Annotated in this window: 1 pseudogene; it reads right to left on the bottom strand. The window is 72.5% G+C overall.

Annotation, left to right across the window (positions count from 1 at the left end):
- A pseudogene (locus tag BJQ90_RS21765) lies at positions 1-200 on the bottom strand (endonuclease); the annotation flags it as partial.

Here is a 200-nt window from a genome sequence, read left to right as displayed (position 1 = left end):
TCCCGGGACGAGGTCCCCGGCCGGGCACCCGCGGGCCGGGTTCGGTGCGTCGGGGTCCAGGAAGTGCGCTTCCAGCCCGGTCGTACCGGCCCGGTCCAGGTTGGTGGTTTCATCCACGAGGATCCGGGCGTGCTGCCAGGAAATCGTCCCGGCCTGCAGGGCCGCCAGGGTCAGCGGCAGTGACGTGGTCAGTGCCTGGC

It is taken from the genome of Arthrobacter sp. SO3, assembly GCF_020532825.1.
In the GTDB taxonomy this organism is placed as follows: Bacteria; Actinomycetota; Actinomycetes; order Actinomycetales; family Micrococcaceae; genus Arthrobacter.
The sequence above is the reverse complement of the archived record's forward strand: the minus strand, read 5'-3'. Positions and strand labels throughout refer to the sequence as shown.